The sequence below is a fragment of the Rhodobacteraceae bacterium D3-12 genome (assembly GCA_025916135.1).
Taxonomy (GTDB): Bacteria; Pseudomonadota; Alphaproteobacteria; order Rhodobacterales; family Rhodobacteraceae; genus JAKGBX01.
This window is the reverse complement of record CP104793.1, coordinates 765514-784539: the sequence shown is the minus strand read 5'-3', so window position 1 is coordinate 784539 and position 19026 is coordinate 765514. Positions and strand designations below refer to the sequence as shown.

The 19026-nt window shown below is 62.5% G+C and carries 21 protein-coding genes and 1 pseudogene; 11 read left to right on the top strand and 11 right to left on the bottom strand.

Going from position 1 to position 19026, the window contains the following annotated elements:
• Window positions 1-21: 21 nt before the first annotated feature.
• Complete coding sequence (locus N4R57_03940) at window positions 22-1491, bottom strand: efflux RND transporter periplasmic adaptor subunit (protein ID UYV38249.1); 1470 nt, start codon at window positions 1489-1491, stop codon at window positions 22-24.
• Window positions 1492-1744: 253 nt separating this feature from the next.
• Between N4R57_03940 and N4R57_03935 the strand changes: the two genes are divergently transcribed.
• Window positions 1745-1921 carry a hypothetical protein gene (locus tag N4R57_03935; GenBank protein UYV38248.1) on the top strand — a complete coding sequence of 59 codons (177 nt, stop codon included), beginning with the start codon at window positions 1745-1747 and terminating at the stop codon, window positions 1919-1921.
• On the opposite strand, the gene N4R57_03930 is transcribed toward N4R57_03935, so the two are convergent.
• The 4 genes from N4R57_03930 to N4R57_03915 form a co-directional block, all read right to left on the bottom strand.
• A complete protein-coding gene (locus N4R57_03930; protein UYV38247.1) occupies window positions 1887-2327 on the bottom strand; it encodes an NUDIX hydrolase in 441 nt (146 codons plus the stop codon). The two genes, N4R57_03935 and N4R57_03930, sit on opposite strands and share 35 nt — an antisense overlap.
• Window positions 2324-2866, bottom strand: a complete 543-nt coding sequence (gene moaB / locus N4R57_03925) for a molybdenum cofactor biosynthesis protein B (protein ID UYV38246.1) — start codon at window positions 2864-2866, stop codon at window positions 2324-2326. Before moaB ends, N4R57_03930 begins: the two co-directional genes overlap by 4 nt.
• A gap of 12 nt (window positions 2867-2878) precedes the next feature.
• A complete protein-coding gene (locus N4R57_03920; GenBank protein UYV38245.1) occupies window positions 2879-3472 on the bottom strand; it encodes a metallophosphoesterase family protein in 594 nt (197 codons plus the stop codon).
• A 309-nt stretch (window positions 3473-3781) separates the two neighbouring features.
• Window positions 3782-4585: a uracil-DNA glycosylase gene (locus N4R57_03915; protein UYV38244.1), complete on the bottom strand. Its 804-nt coding sequence runs from the start codon at window positions 4583-4585 to the stop codon at window positions 3782-3784.
• Between the two features lie 420 nt (window positions 4586-5005).
• On the opposite strand from N4R57_03915, the gene N4R57_03910 reads away from it, so the two are divergent.
• The 8 genes and pseudogenes from N4R57_03910 (at window position 5006) to N4R57_03875 (ending at window position 11116) form a co-directional block, all read left to right on the top strand.
• Window positions 5006-5956 carry an aspartate carbamoyltransferase catalytic subunit gene (locus N4R57_03910; GenBank protein ID UYV38243.1) on the top strand — a complete coding sequence of 317 codons (951 nt, stop codon included), beginning with the start codon at window positions 5006-5008 and terminating at the stop codon, window positions 5954-5956.
• Between the two features lie 5 nt (window positions 5957-5961).
• The gene (locus tag N4R57_03905) at window positions 5962-6573 is read left to right on the top strand and encodes a hypothetical protein (protein ID UYV38242.1); all 612 of its coding nucleotides are present in this window, start codon (window positions 5962-5964) and stop codon (window positions 6571-6573) included.
• A 120-nt stretch (window positions 6574-6693) separates the two neighbouring features.
• Window positions 6694-7170, top strand: a complete 477-nt coding sequence (locus N4R57_03900; GenBank protein UYV38241.1) for a hypothetical protein — start codon at window positions 6694-6696, stop codon at window positions 7168-7170.
• Window positions 7163-7636 (top strand): hypothetical protein, encoded by a 474-nt coding sequence (locus N4R57_03895; protein UYV38240.1) that lies wholly within the window; start codon window positions 7163-7165, stop codon window positions 7634-7636. Before N4R57_03900 ends, N4R57_03895 begins: the two co-directional genes overlap by 8 nt.
• A 79-nt stretch (window positions 7637-7715) precedes the next feature.
• Complete coding sequence (locus N4R57_03890; GenBank protein ID UYV38239.1) at window positions 7716-8198, top strand: hypothetical protein; 483 nt, start codon at window positions 7716-7718, stop codon at window positions 8196-8198.
• A pseudogene (gene pyrC / locus N4R57_03885) lies at window positions 8195-9492 on the top strand (dihydroorotase). The gene N4R57_03890 and the pseudogene pyrC overlap by 4 nt, the downstream one beginning before the upstream one ends.
• Window positions 9492-10100: a glycerol-3-phosphate 1-O-acyltransferase PlsY gene (gene plsY / locus N4R57_03880; protein ID UYV38238.1), complete on the top strand. Its 609-nt coding sequence runs from the start codon at window positions 9492-9494 to the stop codon at window positions 10098-10100. The pseudogene pyrC and the gene plsY overlap by 1 nt, the downstream one beginning before the upstream one ends.
• A gap of 44 nt (window positions 10101-10144) precedes the next feature.
• Entirely contained in the window at window positions 10145-11116 is a 972-nt protein-coding gene (locus N4R57_03875; GenBank protein UYV38237.1) for a helix-turn-helix domain-containing GNAT family N-acetyltransferase, read from the top strand.
• Between the two features lie 69 nt (window positions 11117-11185).
• Here N4R57_03875 and N4R57_03870 read toward each other — a convergent pair whose 3' ends face one another.
• Complete coding sequence (locus tag N4R57_03870) at window positions 11186-11761, bottom strand: TetR/AcrR family transcriptional regulator (GenBank protein UYV38236.1); 576 nt, start codon at window positions 11759-11761, stop codon at window positions 11186-11188.
• Window positions 11762-11862: 101 nt separating this feature from the next.
• On the opposite strand from N4R57_03870, the gene N4R57_03865 reads away from it, so the two are divergent.
• Window positions 11863-12429, top strand: a complete 567-nt coding sequence (locus N4R57_03865; GenBank protein ID UYV38235.1) for a carboxymuconolactone decarboxylase family protein — start codon at window positions 11863-11865, stop codon at window positions 12427-12429.
• A gap of 101 nt (window positions 12430-12530) precedes the next feature.
• Here N4R57_03865 and N4R57_03860 read toward each other — a convergent pair whose 3' ends face one another.
• Both N4R57_03860 and N4R57_03855 read right to left on the bottom strand, forming a co-directional pair.
• Window positions 12531-13751, bottom strand: a complete 1221-nt coding sequence (locus tag N4R57_03860; protein ID UYV38234.1) for a glycosyl transferase — start codon at window positions 13749-13751, stop codon at window positions 12531-12533.
• A 12-nt stretch (window positions 13752-13763) separates the two neighbouring features.
• Window positions 13764-14549 (bottom strand): HAD hydrolase family protein, encoded by a 786-nt coding sequence (locus tag N4R57_03855; protein ID UYV38233.1) that lies wholly within the window; start codon window positions 14547-14549, stop codon window positions 13764-13766.
• A gap of 252 nt (window positions 14550-14801) precedes the next feature.
• Here N4R57_03855 and N4R57_03850 point away from each other — a divergent pair, with 252 nt between their 5' ends.
• Window positions 14802-17006, top strand: coding sequence for an NADP-dependent isocitrate dehydrogenase (locus tag N4R57_03850; protein UYV38232.1), 2205 nt, complete (start codon window positions 14802-14804; stop codon window positions 17004-17006).
• Window positions 17007-17117: 111 nt separating this feature from the next.
• Here N4R57_03850 and N4R57_03845 read toward each other — a convergent pair whose 3' ends face one another.
• From N4R57_03845 to N4R57_03835, 3 genes are read right to left on the bottom strand one after another with little or no spacing between them, the layout of a single operon-like run.
• Window positions 17118-17384: an alpha/beta hydrolase gene (locus tag N4R57_03845; GenBank protein ID UYV38231.1), complete on the bottom strand. Its 267-nt coding sequence runs from the start codon at window positions 17382-17384 to the stop codon at window positions 17118-17120.
• The gene (locus tag N4R57_03840) at window positions 17381-17956 is read right to left on the bottom strand and encodes an alpha/beta hydrolase (GenBank protein ID UYV38230.1); all 576 of its coding nucleotides are present in this window, start codon (window positions 17954-17956) and stop codon (window positions 17381-17383) included. Before N4R57_03840 ends, N4R57_03845 begins: the two co-directional genes overlap by 4 nt.
• On the bottom strand, window positions 17953-19026 hold the full coding sequence (locus N4R57_03835) for a branched-chain amino acid ABC transporter permease (GenBank protein UYV38229.1): 1074 nt from the start codon (window positions 19024-19026) through the stop codon (window positions 17953-17955). Before N4R57_03835 ends, N4R57_03840 begins: the two co-directional genes overlap by 4 nt.

Below are 19026 nucleotides of genomic sequence, written 5' to 3'. Positions count from 1 at the left end.
AACGTCACAGCACCCCATCGCTCAGCCCCCCATCCGCGCTTCGATGCGCTTGACCATGCGGGCCGGCACCTTGTCCTTGGACAGCGCCGCCAGAATATTGCTGCGCACCGCTTCGGGAAGGCGCGTGTTGCCTTCAACAAAAGCAACCAATTTCGCCCGCCGCTCCTGCGACAGGCTCAACATCTCGGGCTCCGCCGCAGCAGCAGCTGCCGCCGCCGCGCCAGCAGCCCGCAACGGCTTGACCTTGATCCCCGGCCCCAAAAGCGGCGTGCGCGCGGTCACAACCTCGCGCCCGTCAAGCCCGTTGGCCCGCACAATCACATCGTCGCCTTGCCGGCGCACCAGCTCAACCTCGACCGCCTCCAGCCGCCCGTCAGGGTCCAGCACCAAAACCGTGCCGTCCGAGCCATAGGCCCCCGAAGGCAGGCGGATCACACCGTCAAGCGGCGCCTCGTCAATCTCGACCGTGACAAAATCGCCCGGCTTCAACCCGCGCCCGGCTTCAAGCTGCGCAAACACCAGCCGCCCGGTCTGCCCTTCGCCCACCGCTGCGCTGTCCCGGCTCAGCTTGCCTTTGACCATCATGTCGATGCCATAGACATCCAGCGTCGCGCGCATATCCGCAGGCCGCAGCCGCCCGTTGTCATCCAACAGCCGCGTGTGCGCCTGTGTTGACAGGCGAAACGCCACCTCCAGCGCGTTTTGGTCCACCACCCGCGCCAGTTGCTCGTTGGTCGACACCAATCCGCCTTCCAACACGCTGACCTCGCTCAGAGTGCCGCTGAACCCGGCCCTGATCTCGGTATCCGCCAGCCGCCGCTTGGCTTCGTTCAACGCAATCAGAGCCCGTGCCGCATTGGTCGCGGCCTGATCGACCCGCGCTTCTGCCGTGGCCAGCGCCTGACGCTTTGACAACACCGCCGCCCGCGCCGAACTCGCGGTCAGCTCGGCTTCTTCCACCGCCGCATCGGTGCCGACACCCCGGTCCTTCAAATTCACCTGCCGCTCAAACGCCCGCTGGCGCAGCGCCGCCTGCTCCTCGGCTGCCTTCACCTCGTCCCGCGCCAACGCCAAAGCCCGCGCCGCATCGCGCTTTTCGGCCTCGGAATCCTGAACGTCCGATGCCGCCCGATCCAACGCCGCCTGCGCATCCGCCGGATCAATCCGCACCAAAAGCTGCCCGGCAGTCACCTGACCGCCCTCAACAAAATCATCGGCCAGCATCACAACCGTGCCACCCACCGCCGCCCTAAGGTCCAGCGTCCTGCGGCTCTGCACCTCGCCATAAGCCGTCAACACCGGTGCTTCTTGCCCGGTGCTGGCCGTCACGACGTTCACCGCAAACACCCGCTCCCGCGCTTGGGGTACCCGCGCCTCACGGTTCAGCCGGTCATTCACCGCCTCGCGCAGCATATTTGCCGCAAACAACAACGCCCCCATGGTCAGGGACAAAAGAAGCAATCCGGTCAGGCTTTGCCGCATAAAACGCATCTGGGTCTATCCTCGATGGAAACCGTTAAAAAACAGTTCAATTAATCTAGCGCACTACGAAATAATTCCAAAGCACAAGCGTGTTACGTCACACCCCGCCCATTCCGTCGAAAAAATATGCCGCCGTGCCGTTTTGCGACCCATTTCGACCAAAATGCACCCCGCGTACAGCTTTTTGCGACGGAATGCCGCGTGGCCTGCGTATTACCGCAAGATCGACAGCAAACCACTGATACTTAAACAAGGAGCCACCATGTCCCCGCTTCGTTTCGCAAGTTTTCTGCTCACCATTTTCCTGATTGGTGGAGTGATGCTTGCCTCGGTGCAAAAGCCCACCCCGCCTGAACCGCTCAAACTCCCGATTGTCGAGGTCAAACCCCTCCTCCCGGCGGCCCTCACCACAGATCCGGAGCTTGCAAAACAGTCCTGAAGGCCTCGATAAGGTCGAAATGACCCACCTGCTCGCGGGTCAGAAAGGCAAAGCCAGCCCCCTCCGCCAGCCGCACGTCCTCCCGCACCACCCGGCGGTCCAGAGCAAAGACATGCACAATGCCGCTCGCCATTGCTTGGCTGCGAAACCGCGCCAAGGGGCGCAGCGCTTCCGCAGCTATATCAATTCCGGTTTCTTCGTGAAACTCCCGCCGCGCGGCGGCGTCAAGGCTCTCGCCGGGCTCTACCCCGCCGCCGAACAACCCCCATTTGCCGGGCGACGCCAAGCCCGCATCGCTGTCGCGCAACTGCATCAGAACCCGCCCGCGCACGTCCTGCGCCAGAACACTCGCGCCCCGCCACGTCACCTCATCGGGCAAGCTGCCGAAATCGACAAAATCGCTCACTTGCGCCTCAGATGTTCATCCAGTCGCGGCATGATCTCAACGAAATTGCACGGCCTGTGCCGGTAATCCAACTGCGCCAGCAGGATCTCGTCCCATGCGTCCTTACAGGCGCCCGGACTGCCCGGAAGCGCAAACAGATAGGTGCCCGCAGCCACGCCGCCGGTGGCGCGGCTCTGCACCGCGCTGGTGCCGATCTTTTGCATGCTCACGATGGTGAACACCGTGCCAAAGGCCTCGATTTCCTTTTCATAAACGTCGCGATGCGCCTCGACCGTTACATCGCGGCCGGTCAACCCGGTGCCGCCGGTAGAAATCACCACATCCACGTCCTCGCGCGCGATCCACTCACGCAGCTGGTCGGCAATCTGGTCACGCTCGTCGCGCACGATCATCCGGTCGGCCAACACATGCCCGGCGCCCTCGATCCGGGCGACCAACGTCTCGCCCGACTTGTCATCGGCCATGTCGCGCGTGTCCGATACCGTCAGAACCGCAATCCTGACCGGCACAAAATTCTTGCTCTCGTCAATGCGGCTCATGCCGTTTGCCTCCTATATCTCGAACCAATTGGCAAAGGGGCCAAGGTTCACGATCCGCGTGCGCCCGATCATCCCTTCCTCGCCCCAACTGTCGTGGATATGCCCACAAAGCGCCAGCCCCGGCTGGACGCGCTCAATCGCCGCAGCAATCGCCTCCGACCCCACCGAGATCCCGCTCGACGTCCGGTCCGCCACGCCCTTGGGCGGGCTGTGGGTGATCAGAATATCGGCGGCCTCGCATTGGGCCAACGCGTCTGTGGCCTCCTCTTCGCTCAAATCCCAAGACCACTCGCCAAACGGAGTCGGCGGCACGCCCCCGCCCAGCCCGAACAGACGTACACCGCCAATCGAAATGCCGCGCCCGTGCAACACGGCGATGCCCTCATCCGCGGCTGCCTGCAACTCTTCGGCGCTCTCTGCATTGCCCGGAACCAACACCATCGGCGCGCGGATCCCCGAGAGCAGCTCCATCGCTTCATCCAGCCCCTTGCGCATGTTGCAAAAGTCGCCCGCCCCGATCACAAGATCGGCCCCGGCACTGGCACTCACCAGCTCCCGCGCCTGTTTCGCGCTGCCATGCAGGTCAGAAAAGCCAAGAATTTTCATGTGTCCTATCCGTCGCTTCCAGAGTCGTTTTCAACAGTCATTGTTCAGTCATTCTTCCCGGTCATCAACAGAGGATTGCGGATTGGCAAAACTGGCCCAGTAACGTTTGTGTTTAAATCGGCCCCGGCGCGGATATCGCCCAGTTTTCCGGCAAAGGTCTAATTTCTTGCACAGGCCTGATTTCTTGCACAGGCCAGAGCCAGCCTCCCGTCAGCCGCGCCGATTGCACCGCGCGCAAACACCCCTTTGCCCCGCGGCTCGCCCCCGTCCCGAACGGCGATAAAACAGCGGTGACGTCGCACAAGCGGATCACGCCAACGCTCCCAGCTTCGCCTTCACACTCAACAAATCCGCCCAAGCGTCGCGCTTGGCCGACGGGGTGCGCATCAGATACTCAGGATGACACATCGGCAAAACCGGCTTGCCAAAGGCCTCCCCCCATTGCCCGCGCAACCGCTGCACACCGCGCTTGCCCAGAGCGGCCTCGCAAGCGGTGTTGCCCATAAGGATGATGACATCCGGGTTCACCAACGCCACATGCCGCTCCAGAAACGGCGTGATCATGGCAATCTCATCAGGCTTCGGATCGCGGTTCTGCGGCGGCCTCCATGGCAATACATGAGTGAGGTAGACCGGCGCGTCCGGCATGTCGCGGCCCATGTCGATCGCGGCCAGCATCCGGTCGAGCAATTGCCCCTGCCGCCCGACAAAGGGCCTGCCCTGCTGGTCCTCATCCCGCCCCGGCGCATCGCCGACAATCATCAACCGCGCCCCGGCTTGCCCCTCGCCAAACACCAACTGCCGCGCGCCTTTGCGCAATTCACAATGCGGATATGCCGCCATCGCCGCCTTGAGAGCCGCAAGATCACCCGCCCCCGCCGCCGCGCGGCGCGCCTCACCAACCACGTCAACTTGCGTCTGCGGCGGACCCGCATTCGGCGTTGGCGCTGGCGCCGCCTGTGCGGTCGCTTCGGGCTTTGCTTTCTTGCCCGGCGCCGCCTGCGGCAAGGCATAGCGGTCCACAGGGCTGTCTCCGACCGCATCCACTGCGCCCAGCTCTAACAGCCATTCCAGCGCGGCGCGTGCCTCGTGATATCCCATTTGCGATTCCATGGCCCGACCCTAGCCCATCGTCGGGGCAGGCTGAACCGCCGAATTTGTGAACAGGTTTTGCGCCGCACTTCGTGCGTCGCCAGAGGGGGGCCTCGCTTCGCTCGGCCCCCCCACAGCGCAAAAGGCTATGTCACGCCCACATCTGATGACGCGTATTTGGCGACTGTCGGGTTTGGGTATGTCTGCAATGGAAGAGAGCACGGGCCAACAGCAAGCCTGACAACGCGGCATGGAACCGGGTGCGCATGCGGCGCGCTTTGATCTTTCTCAAAAACCTCAAGTGCCGCATCCGCCGCACTGATAAGCTTTGGCAAAGAGCATGGGCCGCGGACCAAGTGCAGCGCGCCACGCCGCAACGCTAGACTCCGGTCTCCGGCCTTCCTATAACCGGCCGAAACCACCAAGCCAGAGAGGGGCAAGATGAGCTTTGCGCACCGGCATCTTCTGGGGATCGAACCGCTCTCGCCTGGCGACATCACGGCGCTTCTCGATCTGGCCGATCAATATGTCGAGCTGAACCGAGGTGCGCAAAAGCACTCCGATGCGCTGGCCGGGCTGACCCAGATCAACATGTTCTTCGAGAACTCCACCCGCACGCAGGCCAGTTTTGAGCTCGCCGGCAAGCGCCTTGGGGCCGATGTAATGAACATGGCGATGCAGGCCAGCTCGATCAAAAAGGGCGAAACCCTGATCGACACGGCGCTCACCCTCAACGCCATGCACCCCGATCTTCTGGTCGTGCGGCACCCCAATTCGGGCGCGGTCGATCTGCTGAGCCAAAAGGTCAACTGCGCCGTGCTCAACGCCGGGGACGGCCAGCACGAGCACCCGACGCAAGCCCTGCTTGATGCGCTGACGATCCGTCGCGCCAAGGGGCGGCTGCACCGCCTGTCGATCGCCATTTGCGGCGACATTGCCCATTCCCGTGTGGCCCGCTCAAACCTCATTTTGCTGGGCAAAATGGAAAACCGCGTCCGGCTCGTTGGCCCGCCCACTTTGATGCCGGCCCAGATCGACGAATTTGGCGTCGAAGTGTTCGACGACATGCGCGAGGGGCTGAAAGACGTTGATGTCGTTATGATGCTGCGCCTGCAAAAGGAGCGTATGGATGGTGGCTTCATCCCCTCCGAACGCGAGTTCTTTCACCGCTACGGGCTTGACGCCGAAAAGCTGTCCCATGCCAAGCCCGACGCCATCGTCATGCACCCCGGCCCGATGAACCGCGGGGTCGAAATCGACGGCGAGATCGCCGATGACATCACCCGCTCGGTCATTCAGGAGCAGGTCGAAATGGGCGTCGCCGTGCGCATGGCCGCGATGGACATGCTGGCCCGCAACCGGCGCGCCGCAGCGCGCCCGGTGATGGTGTAACGCCCATGACGGCTGGCGGCGACATCACGCTCGATCGGCGCGGCAAACTGCTGCTCTTTGCGGTTGATCACTCGGTCAAGACGCTGCGCCTGCTGGCCGATCCACCAGTTGACCCCGACCGCCCGTATGTAACGGCGGTGCCTGCGCTTTTAGGGGTCGATGCGGCTGACACGCGCCATGTCGAACTCTTTGAGACCCGCGATCTTGCCGGGCTCGGCCTGCCGGCCTATCTCGCCAGCGCCTATGACATTGACGAAGCCGCCCTCGCGCCCCATCACGCCACCCTCGCGGCGCTCGACGGCGTCGCGCTGCTGGTGCTCTCGGATGCGCTGCCGCTGCCGGCCATACTGCGCCCCGTCAAGGCGCTGACCTTGCTGGCAGAGTTTGAGACGCCGCAAGCCGCCGTCTCACCCACCCCGCTCAGATCGACCGCAACCGCGCCCAAGCCGACCGCAACACCACCCGCACCCCTTCCCCCAAGCAAACGCCGCCCGACGGCCCTCATCCTGCTGGCGCTGGTGCTGGCGGCTGTGCTGATCTGGCTCGGCTCGCTGGTCTGGGGCAATGTCGCCCCCCTCAGCACAGACACCTCACCCGAGCACGAGATAGCGCAATGAGCGAAGAGCCGCCCAAAATCCCCCCGAAGATCCCAAAGATCCAAAGATGAGCGGCCGTGTCGCCACCGTGGCGCTGCTGGTGATGTTCGCAATGGCCGCACTTATGGTCTGGGTCGCTGGATGAGCCTTAGCGCCACGCCCAACACCCCCCTGCTCGAAGACGAGCGCGTGCTGCAATGCTGGCAACCCCAGCTGACCCTGTTCAGCCACCGCGCCCTGATGCTCAGCTTTGCAACCGCTCTTGTGCTGGCCAGCCTCGGTTACCTGAGCATCGTGCAATGGCTGATCGTCGTGCCGATCTTCACGGTGATCTTTGTCATCGTGTTTGACGACGTCGCCACTTGGTTCCGCTGCCGCGATGACCGCTGGTTCCTGACCAACAAGCGGCTGATCTTTGAACGCGTCGGCGCGCCCGAGGAAAACGCCAACCTCACCCTCGACCGTGTCGATTGGATGCAGCCGTGGTTCTGGTGGTCGCTGCGGATCGGCTTCAGCGCGGGCACCGCCACGGTGATCCGCTTTGTGCCGCGCCCGCGTGAGGTGCGCACGCGCATCCTCGACGCCAAAGCCGCCTTCGAGGACGCCGCCCATGACTGAGCAATCCGACCTGCATTATGCCAATACCCCCGACGGCACGCTCAACCCCGGCGAAGAGCGGCTGACCAGCTTTCAGGCCGACCGCGCCACCTATCTGCGCGATCACGCCACGATGGCGGCCATCGCCATGGGGCTGGGGATGGTGATCCTCTGGGCGATCGGCAATCCGCATGTCTGGACCGGCGCGATTGGCGGGCTGGCGGCGGTGGCGCTGCGCGGCTGGTATGTCGCGTCTGACGAGCTGGCACAGCGTTGGGATTTGACCAACCACCGCCTGCTCGGGCCCGGTGGGCGCTCGATCACGCTGGGTCAGGTGCAAGAGATCAAAACGCTGATGTCCGCCGTGCAGGTGGTGACGCGCACAGGCGGCAAACACCTGATCAAATACCAAGCCGACAGCGCCGCAACCAAGGCCCAGATCGAACAGGCCAAATTCAACCAGCCCCACGCCGGAGACCCCACGTGAGCGCAGCGCCCGCGTCTCCACCCCCGGTTGGGAGGGCATCCTCGACCCCGGCGAAACCATACTCTGGCAAGGGCGCCCCGTGCCCGGCCTCTATACGGGCGATTTCGCGGCGGCCAAGATCTTCCTCGGGCTCGCCTTCACCGGCTTCTCGCTGTTCTGGACAGGCATGGCATGGTGGATCACCGGACAAGCCGGCCTGCCCCTTCTCTTCCGGCTGTTTCCGCTGTTCGGCGTCCCCTTTGTGTTGATCGGGCTGCGCATTCTTGGCGTGGGCGGGGTCTGGCGCGCCTATGAACGCCGCTACACTTGGTACACGCTGACCAACCGCCGGGCGTTTATCGCCACCGCCCTGCCCCTGCTGAAACGCTCGCTCAAATCATGGCCCATCGCCCCGACCACCGAGATCGAGTTTGACGGCAACACCCCCGGCACCCTGATCTTTGCCTATGAAAACCGTGGCCAGCATGGCAAAACCCCCAAACCCATCGGCTTTATCCGCCTCCCCGACCCACTCCCGGTGCTGCGCCTGATGCACCAGACCCGCAAGAGACAGATGATATGAAAACCCTCCTCACCAACGCCCGCCTGATCGACCCCGAGGCTCAGACCGATGCCCCCGGCTGGCTGCTCATCGACGGCGCAACCATCGCCGCGCGGGGCGAAGGAGACGCGCCCCCGCCAGACTTGCCAGACATGCCGGGCGCAAAACCCGACACCATCATCGACTGCATGGGCAAATGCCTCGCTCCCGGCATCGTCGACATCGGCGTCAAAGTCTGTGAACCGGGCGAGCGTCATAAGGAAAGCTACCGCTCCGCAGGCCTCGCTGCGGCGGCGGGGGCGTCACCACCATCGCCACCCGGCCCGATACCTTCCCGGCCATCGACACGCCCGAAACCCTCGAATTTGTCCGCCGCCGCGCGAACGAAGCCTCGCCGGTCAATGTCCTGCCCATGGCCGCCCTGACCAAAGGCCGCGAAGGGCGCGAAATGACCGAGATCGGCTTCCTTCTCGATGCCGGGGCCATCGCCTTTACCGATTGCGACCATGTGGTGCAAAACCCCAAGGTCTTCGCCCGTGCGCTGACCTATGCCCGCGCGCTCGGCGCGTTGGTCATCGCCCACCCGCAAGAGCCGACCCTGTCGCGCGGGGCCGCCGCCACCTCGGGAAAATTCGCCACGCTGCGCGGGCTCTCAACGGTGTCGCCCATGGCCGAACGCATGGCGCTTGATCGTGACATCGCGCTCTTGGAAATGACCGGCGCGCGCTATCACGCCGACCAAATCACCACCGCCCGCGCCCTGCCCGCGCTGCAACGGGCCAAGAACAACGGCCTCGACATCACCGCCGGCACCTCGATCCACCACCTGACGCTCAATGAAATGGACGTGGCCGACTATCGCACCTTCTTCAAGGTCAAGCCGCCGCTGCGCTCCGAAGATGACCGCTTTGCCATGGTCGAAGCCGTCGCCTCCGGGCTGATCGACATCATATCGTCGATGCACACGCCGCAGGACGAAGAGAGCAAACGCCTGCCGTTCGAGGAAGCCGCCTCCGGCGCTGTCGCCCTTGAAACCATGCTGCCCGCGTCGCTCAGACTCTATCACGTCGGGCATCTCACGCTGCCGCAACTCTTCCGCGCCATGTCGCTCAATCCGGCCAAACGGCTTGGCCTTGCCTCCGGTCGCCTTGCGCCCGATGCCCCCGCCGACCTCGTGCTGTTTGACGCCGATAAACCCTTCCTGCTCGACCGCACCGCGCTGCACTCAAAATCGAAAAACACCCCGTTTGACGGCGCGCGCATGCAGGGTAAAGTGCTGGCAACTTTTGTCGGCGGAGAGAAGGTCTACGGCTGATGCCCATTATCGAAAGCACCACGCTTACCCTCACCCTTTGGGCCGTGATCGGCTATCTTTTCGGCTCGATCCCCTTCGGGCTGGTCCTGTCCAAAGCCATGGGCCTCGGCAACCTGCGCGAGATCGGATCGGGCAATATCGGCGCCACCAATGTGCTCAGAACCGGCTCGAAAAAAGCCGCCGCTTTGACCCTCCTGCTTGACGGGGCCAAGGGCGCGGTGGCCGTGCTGCTGGCCCGTGCGCTGGCCGGTGAAGACGCCGCGCAAATCGCGGCACTCCTCGCCTTTCTGGGGCATTGCTTCCCGGTCTGGCTGGGGTTCAAGGGCGGCAAGGGCGTGGCCACCTTCCTCGGGTTGATGCTGGCGCTGGTCTGGCCGGTGGGGCTGGCCTGCTGCGCCACATGGCTGGTCGCCGCCGCGCTCAGCCGCACATCCTCGCTCGCCGCATTGGTCGCGGCTGGCTCCTCAACAGGCTGGATGCTGATCCTGTCGGACGGAAAGGTATTCTTCCTCGGCGTGGCGCTGACCTGCCTTGTCTACCTGCGCCACCTCGCCAACATCAAACGCCTGCGCGCTGGCACCGAACCCAAAATCGGCCAGAAGGACTAGGCGACTGGTCCGGTCCGGCGCGACTCGACAGCTGCGGATAGTAGTTGCATTATACAACTATGAATCACGCGATCACAACACACCGCATCGACAAACTGCGCTCCGCGTCACGCCATATCGTGCGCGAGCTTGGCTTTATGCAAAAGGGGCTCGCCGGCACCGAGCTTTCCCCTTCTGCCGTGCATACGATTATCGAACTCGGATATGGCACGGTGCGCAATGCAAGCGACCTCGGCTCGCTTCTGCATCTGGAAAAATCGAGTGTCAGCCGCCTTGTTCAAAAACTAACGAAAGAGGGCCTGATCGAGGTGGGTCCCGACCCGCATGACAAGCGATCCCGCGTCCTTTCGTTGACCCAAGATGGCCAAGACCTTCTTGGCAACGTCGAAGCCTTCGCGCGGCGGCAACTGCGCTCCGCGCTAGAGGTTCTGTCGGACCCCGATGTTGCTCAAATCGAAACGGGCCTGACCCTGTTTGCAAAGTCTCTGGGCACCAAAGGCGCGCGCGCAGCAGCCGCCGTGCCGAAGCTCGAAGTGCAGCAAGGCTACCGTGCGGGGCTTATCGCGTCGGTGGCCCACTTGCATGCCACCTTCTATTCCCAACACTACGGGTTCGGCGCTGTCTTCGAGCGGAAAGTTGCTACCGAAATGTCGGAATTTATCGGGCGCATCGAAAACCCTCTAAACACGACATTTTCTGCCTACGTAGGGGATGAGCTGCTCGGGTCTGTCTCTCTCGACGGCGAAGATCTGGGCCAAGGCGCCAGCCATCTGCGTTGGTTCATTGTCAGCCCCAGCGCACAGGGGATGGGTGTCGGCAACCTTCTGATCGGCCACGCCACGGCGTTTGTCGACACCAATGCCTTTGATCGCACGCGCCTGTGGACGTTCAAGGGATTGGATGCCGCACGCCACCTTTATGAAAAGCACGGTTTCACGCTGGCCCATGAAACGCCCGGCAACCAATGGGGAACAGAGGTGATCGAGCAAGAATTTCTGCGTCAGCGCGGGGCGTAATCCGGCGATAGGGGCAAAAAAGCCGCCAATAGCCCAAGGCCGCACCGCACAAAGGGCGGCCAATAGGCGTCACTGCAGTCTGGTTAGACCGCTCGCTATTTCCTCTGCTATCGCCGTCGCATCGACCCCCTCGCGTTCCGCTGAAACCCTCAGCCCCAAGAGGTCCGATTGATACCTCCGGGCAAGCGCGCGAGGATCGTTCGCGCTGTTAATGTCCCCTGCTGATTGGGCCTGCTGGAACAACTCCGCAAATTGCGCCTCCATCTTCAACAGATGCAGATTTGCGTCATGCGCAAGCGGATGACCATGGGCGTGCAGCTCAAGCAGTGTCTTTGACAGCATACAAGCCTTGGCCGGGGCGGCATCGTTCTCGATAACCATTCTAGGAAACCTCTGAAGCGCTTTGATCGGCCCATGCTCCTGCGCCAATGCCTTCAGGCGCTCTCGCCCGTCCGTCGCGTATTTTTCCATCGCCAGCTTGAAAAGCGCATCCTTCGAGCCGAACGCCGCATAAAAACTGCCGGGCTTCAATTTCAAAGACGCCTCGAGATCTTTCAAAGACGTTCCCGCCCACCCACGCTTCCAAAACAAATCGCGGGCGCGGTCGATTAGCTCGTCTCGGTCGTAACTTGGCTTGCGTGGCATCGGATCACCAATTGTTGAATGATTGCTCAATTATATACTTGAGTGATCGCTCAAGAAAGCCTAAACCGCAGCTATTCGTAATTTTCAAAGGACGCATCAGCATGACCTTCCCCTCCCATGACCTCGACTCCGCACCAGAAGCCTCTCGCCCGCTGCTCGAAAACTCGCAAAAAGCCTTTGGCCGGTTGCCCGGGTTGCACAAAGTTCTGGCGGAAAGCCCACAGGCATATGAAGCCTATCAATCGCTTCACAAGCTGTTCACGGAAACAGATTTTGACGCCGACGAGCTGACTGTCGTTTGGCAGGCCATCAACGTCGAGCACGCCTGCCACTACTGCGTCCCTGCGCACACAGGCATCGCAAAGATGATGAAAGTCTCCGATGACATCACCGAGGCCCTGCGCAACGAAACGCCGCTGCCATCGGCCAAGCTCGAGGCTTTGCGCACGTTCACCATCCAGATGGTGCGCGAACGCGGAAACGTGACCGACGCCCAGATCGAAACCTTCTTCGCTGCAGGTTATAGCCACCGTGCCGTGTTGGACGTCATATTGGGACTCGCTCAAAAAACGATGTCCAATTACGTCAACCACGTCGCCGCCACACCGGTTGACGAAGTGTTCCAGCCGCTCAAATGGCAGCGCAGCGACACACCTCTTAAAGTCTGATCTTTAAGTCTAAGTAGAGAAAGGCGCGCTCGCACGTAAACGTGGAGTGCGCCTTTGTTTTTTCGGGGCCAATTCGGGGCCCTGCCAACACCCCCACAACCTCACCCAAACTCCGCCTCATCCGCCGCCGCCGCACTATGCAGCGCCTTGAGAAAACCGGGGTCCGCCGAATGCACGCGGTTCCACGTCGGGATAAACGGCGTCTCATGCGGGTTATCCAAAAACGTCTGCCCGGCCAGCATGATGTTCTCGGCAAACAGCTCAATCGCCTGCTCCTCGGAATGGCGATCAATCCGCAAACCGTTCATCTTGGCGTCATTGTAATACGCCTCCAACAGGTCCAAAGCGCCGCGATAATACGTCGCCTTCAGTGTCCTGAACACATTCGGCGTGAACACCGTGCCATCGGCAGCCAGCTTGCGAAAAATCGCTTTGCAAATGTCCGTCGACATCCGGCTCAACCCTTTCGAGGCATCCTCCGGGCTCAGTTCCTGATGCTTGTGGTCATAGGCATCCGCGATCTCGACCTGACACACCGCCTTGGGCGCCAGATTGCGCCACGCCTCGGACAATACGCCAATCTCCAACCCCCAATCCGACGGGATCCGCAGGTCCGGCAAAATCGCCGTGCGCATGGCAAATTCCCCCGACAGCGGATAGCGGAAACTGCGCAGGTAATCGAGGTAATCACGATCCCCCACAACCCGCTTGAGCGCAATCAACAGAGGGCTCACCAACAGGCGCGTCACCCGCCCGTTCATCTTCTCGCCGCCCACCCGCGCATAATACCCCTTGGCCAGTTGATAGGGGAAACCGGGGTGCGCCACCGGGTAAATCAACCGCGCCAGCAACTCGTTGGTATAGGTCAGTATATCGCAATCATGGATCGCCATCACCGCGCTGTCCTCACAGCCGATCAAATAGCCTAGCGCCGACCACACGTTCTTGCCCTTGCCCGGCTCGGCGGGCGCAAGCCCCATCTCCTCAAGCCGCGCATTCAGCGCCTTCATCCGCGGGCTGTCGTTCCAGATCACGATATGGTTCTGCTTTAACCCCTTGAAGAACTCGCGCGCATGGCGGAACTCTTCCTCGGTTGCGCGGTCCAGCCCGATGATGATCCGGTGCAGGTATGTCACCTTCGACAATTCGTCCAAAATCCGCGGCATCGCCTCGGTTTGCAACTCCGAATACAGACACGGCAGGATCAGCGACATCTTCCGCGTCTGCGAGAATGTCTCCAACTCGTAAACCATCTCTTCGACGGGTCTTATCCGCAGATTATGCAGGGTCGCGATATTGCCGTTCTGGTGAAAGTCAGCCATGCGCTCTTGTCCTCATCCGTTGTCTATCTCTGCGATCAGACGCAGTATCTCTTCGTTCCACCCCTCCGGGCCGGGCCGGGTGCTGCGCCTGATGGCGCCGCTGCCCTCACCTGCAAGCGGCGGCAAAACCGCGCGATGCGGGTTGGCAATGACCACGCCAATATCAGCGGCCTCTAACATTTCCACGTCATTGGGCGCATCGCCCAAGGCCACGGTGCGCTGCGGGCGAAACGCGGCAATCATCTCGGCCATTCGGTCCGCCTTGGTCTGTCCGAACGACAGCGTCAAAAACCGCCCACCCTCACGCGCCGCGATCCCCTCACGGCCAAGGGCGGCGATAAACGCGGCGCGCTCGGCCGCGTTGCCGCGCCACAACCCCGGCTCGGAAAACCCGCGCTTTGCTGCCCGCTCCGCCGCGTCCGGCCCAAGCCCGGTGACCTCTGCAATCTCTGCCACGCTCATGTCGCCAAAGCCGCGAAACCCCTGCCGCACAGGCTCCGGCACCCGCGCCAGCGCCGCCCGCAACCGCGCATAATCGCCCCGCTCTGCCAACTCACCCTGTCCGGCCTGCAGCACCCCCGCACCGTTCTCCACAATCGCGGGCCACCGCCCAAGGTCCATCGCCGCGCGGATCACCTGCATCTCGGTCGCCGTTTTGCTACTGGCAAGGATCACCCCCGCGCCGATCTCTCGCAACCGCGCCAACGCAGGGTGCGCCGCCTCCCAACCATAACTGTCATGGTCGATCAGCGTGCCATCAAGGTCACTAAAAACAAGAAGGGGAAGCAGCGGCGTCATCGCGCTCATCCTGCTGCTCGCCCTGCCCAACAACAAGGCGCCCCCGCCGCATTTTTAAGCCACTCATCGCATTTGCCTAATTTTTAGGCAATACGCTACGTCAATCCAGCCCACACCACGCCCAACCCCCGCCTCACACCCCGCCGACCCCGTCCAACCGCGTCAATTTTTACCCATTGTATGCCAATGTATGCCATAGACGACTCGCTTTCACTAGGTTAAGGAAGGGCCAACCCAAGAAAGGTGAACCCCATGACTGATCAGAGCACCCCCGACATCATCTACACCAAAGTTGACGAAGCCCCCGAGCTGGCCTCGGCCTCCTTCCTGCCGATCATCCAGAAATTTGCCGCCGCCGCTGGCGTTGCCGTGGGCACCAAGGACATCTCCCTCGCCGGGCGTATCCTCGCCACCTTCCCCGAGCATCTCAGCGATGAGCAGAAGCAATCCGACGACCTCGCCGAACTCGGCCGCCTCGTGAAAACACCCGAGGCCAACGTCATCAAGCTGCCCAACATCTCGGCCTCGGTGCCCCAGCTTGTCGCCGCCGTGAAAGAGCTGCAGTCCCAAGGCTACGCCCTGCCCGACTACCCCGAAGATCCGACCACCGATGCCGAAAAAGCCGCGCGCGCCAAATATGACACCATCAAAGGCTCCGCCGTGAACCCGGTCCTGCGCGAAGGCAACTCCGACCGCCGCGCCGCCAAGGCGGTGAAATCCTTTGCCCAAGCCAACCCGCACCGCATGGGCGACTGGTCCGCTGACAGCAAAACCCGCGTGTCCTCCATGTCGGGCAATGATTTCTTCTCGAACGAGAAATCCGCCACCCTCGCCGCCGAAACCGGCGCGAAAATCGTGCTCGAAACCGCCAATGGCGAGACCGTGCTCAAGGACGGGCTGTCCTATCCGGCGGGCACCGTGGTTGATGCCACCTTCATGTCGGCCAAGGCGCTCGACACCTTCCTCGCCGACGAGATCGAGAAAACCAAAGCCGACGGCACGCTGTTCTCGCTGCATATGAAAGCCACGATGATGAAGGTTTCCGACCCGATCATCTTTGGCCACGCGGTCAAAGCATGGCTCGCGCCAGTGTTTGACAAATTCGGCGACAAGCTCGACGCGCTTGGCGTGAACCCGAACCAAGGCCTCGGCGCGCTGCTCGACAAGGTCGCTGATGACGCCGAAATCATGGCCGCCATCAACGATGTCACCGCCGCCCGCCCGCCGATGTATATGGTCGACAGCGACAAGGGCATCACCAACCTGCATGTCCCCTCGGACGTGATCATCGACGCCTCCATGCCCGCGCTGATCCGCGCTGGCGGCAAAGGCTGGGGCCCGGATGGCAAAGAAGGCGACAGCAACTGCGTCATCCCGGATGACTCCTACGCCCCCGTCTATGACGAGGCGGTCAAGTTCTTCAAAGCCAATGGCAAGCTGAACCCCGCCACCGCAGGCACCGTGCAAAACGTCGGCCTGATGGCGCAAAAAGCCGAAGAATACGGCTCCCACCCGACCACATTCGAGATCCCCGAAAACGGCACCGTCAAAATGATCCTTGATGACGGCACCGTGCTGCACTCCCACGCAGTCGAAGCGGGCGACATCTGGCGTTCGGCCTCGGCCCGCAAGGCGCCCATCGAAGACTGGGTCAAGCTCGCCATCGACCGCCAAAAAGCCGAAGGCTGCGAGGCGATCTTCTGGCTTGACGAAAACCGCGCCCACGACGCCGAGCTGATCGCCTATGTCAAGCCGATCCTCGAGGCGAATGGCGTGGCCGACAAGTTCAAGATCATGGCACCGCGCGAAGCCACCCGCGCCTCGCTCGAAACCATCACGGCGGGCAAGAACTCCATCGCCATCACCGGCAACGTGCTGCGTGACTACCTCACCGACCTGTTCCCGATCCTCGAACTGGCCACCTCGGCCAAGATGCTGTCGATCGTCAAACTGATGAACGGCGGCGGTCTGTTTGAAACCGGCGCTGGCGGTTCGGCCCCCAAACACGTGCAGCAGTTGGTCGAGCAAAACCACCTGCGTTGGGACAGCCTTGGCGAATTCTGTGCCCTTGGTGAAAGCCTGCAATTCCTCGCCGATGCGCGCGGCAATGAAAAAGCCCGCGTGTTGGGCCGCGCCGTCGATGCCGCCACCCAAGGCATCCTCGACAACAACCGCTCGCCTTCGCGCAAAGTGGGTGAGCCTGACAACCGCGACAGCCACTACTGGTTCGCCCGCTACTGGGCCGAAGCACTGGCCGCGCAAACCGACGACGCCGAGCTCGCGGCGCATTTCGCCCCCGTGGCCAAGGCGCTGGCAGCGGGCGAAGCCGCCATCGTGTCCGAGCTCGCAGCGGCCCAAGGCGCGCCTGCCGATCTCGGTGGATACTACCACGGCGACGCGGCTAAAACCGCCGCCGTCATGCGCCCCTCGGCCACGCTGAACGCGATCATCGGCTAAGGGTCGCACGACCGGAAACAAACAAGCGGCGCGTCGGGCAACCGGCGCGCCGTTTTGCGTTTGGGGAAAAAGTCTGGTCCGGACTCAAGGGCGAAGCCCGCCGGCCCATCGTCACCCCGCCAGCATCGCGCCAATCATCGCCACATCTTCCGCCCGGCTCAAACTCGGCGCATGACCACAGCCCGCCATCTCGATCACCTCCGGCTTCGGCCCTTCCGCCGACATCCGCGCGGCAATCTCGGGCGTCAGAATATCTGACTCCGCTCCGCGAATGACATGCACCGGCGCCGCGATCCGCGCCCACCGGTCCCAACTCGTCAACTCATCCGCCGAGGCGTCAAACTGCACCACGATCCGCGGGTCGTAATGCAGCGTCAAACGCCCATCCCCCGCCGCCTGAGCGAAGTCGCAATCATCCGCTCCCAAAATCCCTCCGGCGCGGCCCCAAACGGCGCATAGGTCGTGCGCAACCACGCCCCACCCGCGCGCACCGTGTCAAACTCCGGCAGCACGCCAACATAGGCCAATATCCGGTCAATCGCCCCCTGCGGCACCTCCGGCCCGATATCGTTCAATATCAACCGCCCGATCCGCCCCGCCGCCGCACCCGAGGCCAGACGCATCCCGATCAACCCGCCCATCGACGTGCCGATCCAATCAACACGGCTCAGCGCGTAGTGATCAAGCAATCCAACCGCCAGTTCGGCCATGAAGCGCACCGAATATTCCGCCTCAGGTTCACGCGCCCAACTCGACATCCCGCGCCCGATCGTATCGGGGCAAATCACGAAATACCGCTCCGACAGCGCCGCCGCCAGCTCATCAAAATCCCGACCCGTCCGCGCAAGGCCATGCCACATGACCAAGCCCGGATTGCGCCGATCTCCCCATTCGCTCACATGGATCTCATGCCCCAACACCGGCACAAAGCGAAACCGAGGCAGGCTCACTTCACCGCACCCCGTGCCATGATCGTCCCGGCAATCCCGCGCGGAAAGAAGTACACCAACAGGATGAAGATAATGCCGAGCCAGAACAGCCAGCGATCCGGGTTCAACAACTCCGGCAACAGCGGCACGCTCGCCACCGCCTCCGCCGCCGCACCCATCAGATCGCGCAGGTAATAATGCGCCATCACCATCAACACCGCGCCAATCACCGCGCCCCACATGGTGCCCATGCCGCCAATCACCGTCATCAACAAAATGTCGATCATGATCGCAAAGCTCAGCGCCGTATCCGGCCCGGTATATTTCAACCAGATCGCGTAAACCGTCCCGATCAAAGACGCCGCCAGCGCCGCAATCGCAAACACAAACGTCCGGTAAGCCACCACGCGATACCCAATCGCCTCGGCCCGCGCCTCGTTCTCGCGGATCGCCTTGAGCACGGTGCCCAAGGGCGAGCCCACCAGCCGGAACAACAAATAAAACAACAGCCCCGAACAGGCGAAAACAAAGTAATAGGCCGCCAGCTTGCCGTTCAACCGGACCCCGAACAGCCGCACAACCTTGCCGTCTTCATCCACCATCAGTTTGGTCGCGGTCTTGAAAATCTGCGGCGCGCGATAGGTGATCCCGTCCTCGCCGCCGGTGAATTGCGACAATTGCGACGCCAGAACCAACATCACACTCGCCACCGCCAGCGTGATCATCGCAAAGAAAATCGCCTTGACCCGCAGGCTCAACAGGCCGATCGCCACCGCCACGACCAACGACACCGCCGCCCCCGCCAGCCCGCCAATCAACACCGCGTCCCAGCCCGGCCCCATCTGTTTCAACGCAATCGCCCCGCCATAGGCGCCAAAGCCAAAAAACATCGTATGCGCAAACGACACGATGCCGGTGTAGCCGATCAGCAAATCGTAACTCGCCACCAGCACGATAAAGATGCACACCTTCGCCGCCACTTCGAGCGAGCGCACATCCTGAAACAGGAACGGCGCAAAGAGCAGCGCGACCCCGATCACCAAAACCACCAGCTTGATCGCCAAAGCGCCTTTTGTCTGTTGCTCTACCAT